Genomic DNA, 5,374 nt, shown 5'->3' with positions numbered 1-5,374 from the left:
CGGTGGTCTCGCGGCGGGGGCGGGCGGTGGCGCCGGCCCGGATCACACCGGGCATCCGCCCGGACACGGTGTTCATGCCGTTCCACTGGCCGGGCGAGGGGCGCGCCAACACCCTGACCAACCCGGCCCTGGACCCGATCTCGCGCATGCCGGAGTTCAAGGTCTGCGCGGTCCGCGTGGAGCGCGCCGGGGACGGCGACGGCGGCTCCGGAGGTTCTGGAGCCTCCGGCGGCTCCGGCGGCAGAGCCGCACCGGGGGCGGGGTGAGGCGGCGGGTTACGGCGCGCTCCCCCCGGACCGCCGCCGGTAGGAGCCCCTCTCCCGGCACACCGCGAGCGGATCCCAGCCGTCGGGCCGGATCGGCAGCGCCGACGGATCGCCCAGGACGGCGCCGGCGTGCACGTCGTGCATCAGGCGGCGGCCGAGGATCTCCCCCGCGTAGGCGATGCCGCTGACCGCGGAGCCGGTGATGCCGTTGCCGTAGCGGGTGGCGGAGCCCGCGATGTGGAGGCCCTCGACAGGGGTGGCCGTGCCGGGGCGCGCCCCGGCCGCACCCCAGCGGGCCATGCCGAAGGGGGTGCCGCCGGTGGAGAGCATGTACCGCTCGTGGGTGAGCGGCGTGGCGGCCTCCACGTGCGTGATGTGGCTCCGGAACGGACCGAGCGCCTCCTCGGCCGTTTTCAGGACGGCCTCGGTCAGCCCGGCCTTCCACCGCCGGTAGCCGGGGTCGCGGCGGTACGCCCCGTCCGCCGGGTCCGTCCCGGCACCCCAGCGCTCGAAGCCGGGCGGGCAGAGTGTCATCAGCTGGAAGTTGGAGTACCCGGGCGGGCAGATCCTGCGGGTGGCGGGGTCCTTGGCGGAGGCGAACGACGCGAACACGAAGTCGACGCGGTCCTCGTCGGCGGCGCGGCCCTCGCGCAGGCCGGCGTAGAACGACTCGATGTCGTCGCCGCGGTACCACCACAGGTTCGCGTCCTGCTCGATGTCCTTGTCCAGCGCCACGTACACCGCCGCCCACGGCAGCGCCATCCGTGCCTCCCGCGTCCGGTTCGCCAGCCGCCGCGGCACGTTCTCCTCGCCGACGAGGTCGAGGACCGTGCGCCGGTAGTCGGCGTTGGACACCACCACCGGCGCGTGGATGCGACCGCCGTCGGCCGTCTCGACGCCCCTGACGCGCCCGCCGTCGACCACGATCCGGGTGACCCGGCTGCGGGTGCGGAGGACTCCGCCGTGCGCGCGGACACCTCCAGCAGGCCGGCCGCGATCATCTGGCCGCCCCCCTCGGGGTAGTAGGCGCTGCGGATGTAGTGGTCGATGACGGTCGCGTGGAGGGCGGCGGACGCCTCGTCCGGTGCCATGCCGTAGTTGGGGGACTGGGCGGCCGGCAGCGTCCGGGCGCGCGCCGGGACCCCGCAGTGGTCGAAGAGCTCGGCGAGCGTGCGGCGGCTCCAGGCCACCGAGTACGGTGCCCGCGACGCCGTCTCGCCCGGCCGCGTCTCCTCCGCCGCGAGGACCGCGTCCCACCGCTCCCGGGCCGTCACGCCGCGTTCCGGACCGGGGCGGGCACCGGGGGCAGCTGGCCCGGCTCGGCGATCGACAGCCGGGAGACCTCGGGGGCGATCCGGCGGGCGAGGCCGGTGAGGGTGCGGCCGGGGCCGACCTCGACGAACATGTCGCAGTAGGTCTCGCCGGCCATGGCACGCACCGAGTCCGCCCACCGCACCGGGGCGGTGATCTGGCGGGTCAGCAGCCACGGCCATCCGCCGGGTTCCTGGTGGGGGCGGGCGTCGACGTTCGCCACGACCGGCGTGTGGCCGGGCAGGTACTCGACCGCGTCGGCCACCCGCGCGAATTTGTTGGCCGCGGACTCCATCAGCGGGGTGTGGAATGCGCCGCCCACCGGAATCGGGACGATCCGGGCCGCGCCGAACCGCTCCGCGGCCTCCGAGCAGGCGGCGACCGCACCGGCCTCGCCGGACAGGACGCTCTGCTGGGGGGAGTTGAGGTTGGCGACCCACACCCGGCCGCCGCCGTCGCGGATCTCCTGCGCGGCCTTCTCCACGTCCTCCGGGGGCAGGCCCACGACCGCGGCCATCGTGCCGGGTTCGGCGGCGCAGGCCCTGCGCATCGCCTCACCGCGCGCGGTGACCAGGCGCACGCCGTCGTCGAAGCCGACGATCCCGGCCGCGACCAGCGCGGCGTACTCGCCGAGGCTGTGCCCGGCGCACACCACCGGCCGCCGGGCGGCGGGCAGGCAGCGGCGCAGCTCGGCCAGGACGACCATTTCCAGCACGAACGTGGCCAGCTGGGCGTTGTCGGTGCGGCGCAGGGTCTCCGCGTCCGCCCGCAGCAGCAGTTCCGGCACATCGCGTCCGGAGATCTCGCTCGCGCGCTCGGCCAGGGACCAGCCGGGCCGGCCGGACCAGAGGCGCCCCATCCCGGGCTGCTGTGCGCCCTGGCCGGGAAACACCAGTGCCAATCGCGGTCCGCTCATGATGGTCTCTCCACTTCTCTGCGATATCGCCACCGATTCGGAGGAACGTCATCGTCACCGATTCCCCTGGAAGGACGATGGAGCGGAGATAAAAGCTTCCGATAGGCTCCCGAGCGGATTCGAGAATTCCCCAAAGGGGTTCTCTGACACTTTCGGTCAGCCCACTGCCTCTTTGGTTGGCCTCCCCTTGCCGCTCTGTTCCGGGCCCGCCTACGTTCCTCTCGTCCAGCCCGCACACAGCGGCGATCGAGAGGAAGACACATGACTCAGCAGACCGTGGCGACGGCAGCGGACTACCACGAGCAGGTGAGCCGGATCGTCACCGAGGAACTGGAACTGGAGGAGGGCGAACTGACCGACGAGGGTCACTTCACCGAAGACTACGACAGCGACTCCCTCTCACTCATCACCGTCGTCTCCCGAATAGAGAAGGAACTGGGAGTGAGCATTCCGAAGACGGAACTCGGGGAACTGGTGAACCTGCGACTCCTCGTCGGCGCCGTCGCGCAGCACGCCGGGGAGGACGCGCATGCCTGAGCTTCCGGACCGCACCCGGCGCCGGGTGGTCATCACCGGGCTCGGCGCGGTGTCGCCGGTCGGCATCGGGGCGGACGTCTTCGCGTCCGCCCTCCGGGCCGGCGCCGACGGCACCGGGCCGATCCAGAGCTTCGACGCGAGCGCCTTCCCACGCCGCAAGGCCGGCGAAGTCCTGGACTTCGAACCCGCCGACCACCTCAAGCGGCTCGACCCGCGGCACTGGGGCCGCAGTGGCCTGCTGGCCGCCGCGGCCGCCCGGCTCGCCGTCGCGGACGCCGGGATCGACGAGGGACTGCTGGCGGCCGGCCGGGCCGGCGCGATCATGGGCACCACCAGCGGCGAGTCCGCGGTCGCCCAGGCACTGGCGGAGCAGTGGCTCGCCGACGGCCTGCCGTCCATCGACGGGGAGCTGGCCGGGCAGACCCCCGCCTCCCGGATCGCCAACGCGGTCAGCGCCGAGCTGGAGCTGGCCGGCGAGACCCAGACCATCCCGACCGCGTGTTCGGCCAGCAACTACGCACTGGGCTACGCCTACGACCTGGTGCGCAGCGGCGAGGCCGAGGTGATGCTGGCCGGCGGCGCCGACGCCGTCAACCGGCTCACGCACGCCGGGTTCTACGCGCTCGGCGCCATGGCGGAGGACCTGCCCCGTCCCTTCGCGGCCGACCGGTCCGGCATCATCACCGGCGAGGGCGGCGCCGTACTGCTGCTGGAGACGCTGGAGCACGCACGGGCCCGCGGCGCCCGCGTCTATGCGGAGGTCCTCGGCTACGCCGCCAACTGCGACGCCGCGCACATGGTCCACCCCGACGCCGCCAGCATCGCCGAGTGCATCCGCGCCGCGCACCGCAACGCCGGGGTCGCCCCTGAGCAGATCGACTACATCTGCGCCCACGGCACCGGCACCCCGACCAACGACTCCACCGAGGTCACCGCGGCCCGCGAGGTCTTCGGGGACCGCATCCCGCCGATCAGCTCCATCAAGTCGATGCTCGGCCACACCATGGGCGCGGCCAGCGGTTTCGGGGCGATCGCCTGCTGCAAGGCCCTGGAGCAGGACTTCCTGCCGCCCACCGCCAACGTCACCGAGCCCGACCCGGCACTCGGCGAGGGCGTGGACTGCATCCCCGGCACCGGCCGCGAGGCCCGGCTGGAGATCGTGCAGAACCACGGTTTCGCCTTCGGCGGCAACAACGTCATCACCATCCTGGGGAGGGTCTCGTGACGACCGTCGCAGCGACCGTCGCGCCGCTGTCCATCACCGACGCGGGTGTCGTCTCCCCGGCCGGCCACGGGCTCGGCCCGCTCGCCGGGCTCCTGCTCGGGCGAGGCGAGCAGCGGCCCGGCCCTGTCGGCGAGGACTCCGGCGACTATCCGCCGCGCGCCGTGCGCGCCGTGCGGGACTTCGACGTCAAGGAACACCTGGGCCGCAAGGGGACCAAGTACCTGGACCGGCTCACCTCCCTGAGCCTGGTCGCCTGCAAGGAGGCCCTCCGGGACTCCGACGCCGGCGGGACGCGCACCGGGGTCGTCCTGGCCACCAACACCGGTTCCGTCTCCAACCACAGCTCGCTGCTGCGCGACACGCTGACGCTGGAGAAGCCGTACCTGGTCAACCCGGGGCAGTTCCCGAACACCGTCATGAACTGCGCCGCGGGCCAGATCGCCATCCGCAACGGGCTGCGCGGCCTGAACGCCACTGTGGCCGGCGGCCAGACCGCTTCGCTGCTCGCCTTCCGGCACGCCCGGCTCGCGCTCACCCTCGGCCGGGCCGACCGGCTGCTGGTGGGCGGCGTCGAGGAGCTCAGCGCCCCCGCCGCCTGGGTCTGGCACCGCACCGGGGTGCTGCGGGAGGAGGCGGCGCTCGGCGAGGGGTGCGCGGTGTTCACGGTGCGGCAGGGGGCATCGGAGGACCACGCGGACGCCCTGGCCGAACTCCTGGCGTGCGAGGTGCGGTTCACCTCCGACCCCCGGCGGTACGCCGAGGGGCTGGCCGAGGCCGTCACCCGGGCGCTGGAGCGCAGCGGGGTCCGCCCGGAGGAGGTGGACACGGTGTCCCTCGGCGCGACCTGCCACCGCGGTCTGGAGCGCGTCGAGGAGCGCGGCGTGCGGGCCGCGCTGGGCGGTGGGCTGCCCGCTCCGGTACGTGTCTCCGACGTGCTCGGCGAGACCTACAGCGCGAGCGGCGCCCTGCAGCTCGCCGCCCTCGTCGCCCTCTGGCAGGCCGAACCGCCCGCCGAACGGGTGACCGCCCTGGTCACTTCGGTCGGACGGGACGGGAACGCCGCGGCGATGGTGGTGCGCAGCCCCCGGCCCTGAACCTCCGCCCGGCGGCCGATCCCCC

At 73.9% G+C, this 5,374-nt stretch carries 6 protein-coding genes; 4 read left to right on the top strand and 2 right to left on the bottom strand.

Annotation, left to right across the window (positions count from 1 at the left end; genetic code table 11):
- The coding region (locus L7D48_RS25280) for a molybdopterin dinucleotide binding domain-containing protein (RefSeq protein WP_305853175.1) at positions 1-266 on the top strand (266 nt) is incomplete at its 5' end.
- Between the two features lie 9 nt (positions 267-275).
- On the opposite strand, the gene L7D48_RS25275 is transcribed toward L7D48_RS25280, so the two are convergent.
- Together L7D48_RS25275 and L7D48_RS25270 are read right to left on the bottom strand one after the other, a co-directional pair.
- Positions 276-1,190 (bottom strand): NAD(P)/FAD-dependent oxidoreductase, encoded by a 915-nt coding sequence (locus L7D48_RS25275; protein WP_237882842.1) that lies wholly within the window; start codon positions 1,188-1,190, stop codon positions 276-278.
- Between the two features lie 346 nt (positions 1,191-1,536).
- A complete protein-coding gene (locus tag L7D48_RS25270) occupies positions 1,537-2,493 on the bottom strand; it encodes an ACP S-malonyltransferase (protein ID WP_237882841.1) in 957 nt (318 codons plus the stop codon).
- Positions 2,494-2,754: 261 nt separating this feature from the next.
- On the opposite strand from L7D48_RS25270, the gene L7D48_RS25265 reads away from it, so the two are divergent.
- The 3 genes from L7D48_RS25265 to L7D48_RS25255 are packed head-to-tail and all read left to right on the top strand — an operon-like array spanning position 2,755 to position 5,349.
- Positions 2,755-3,030: an acyl carrier protein gene (locus L7D48_RS25265; protein ID WP_237882839.1), complete on the top strand. Its 276-nt coding sequence runs from the start codon at positions 2,755-2,757 to the stop codon at positions 3,028-3,030.
- Positions 3,023-4,255, top strand: coding sequence for a beta-ketoacyl synthase (locus L7D48_RS25260; RefSeq protein ID WP_237882836.1), 1,233 nt, complete (start codon positions 3,023-3,025; stop codon positions 4,253-4,255). The genes L7D48_RS25265 and L7D48_RS25260 overlap by 8 nt, the downstream gene beginning before the upstream one ends.
- A complete protein-coding gene (locus L7D48_RS25255) occupies positions 4,252-5,349 on the top strand; it encodes a beta-ketoacyl synthase N-terminal-like domain-containing protein (RefSeq protein ID WP_237882834.1) in 1,098 nt (365 codons plus the stop codon). The genes L7D48_RS25260 and L7D48_RS25255 overlap by 4 nt, the downstream gene beginning before the upstream one ends.
- Positions 5,350-5,374 lie beyond the last annotated feature (25 nt).

The organism is Streptomyces sp. ICN903 (genome assembly GCF_022015835.1).
GTDB classification, from domain to species: domain Bacteria; phylum Actinomycetota; class Actinomycetes; order Streptomycetales; family Streptomycetaceae; genus Streptomyces; species Streptomyces fenghuangensis.
Note: the sequence above shows the minus strand (reverse complement) of the source record. Positions and strands in the feature narration are given on the sequence as shown.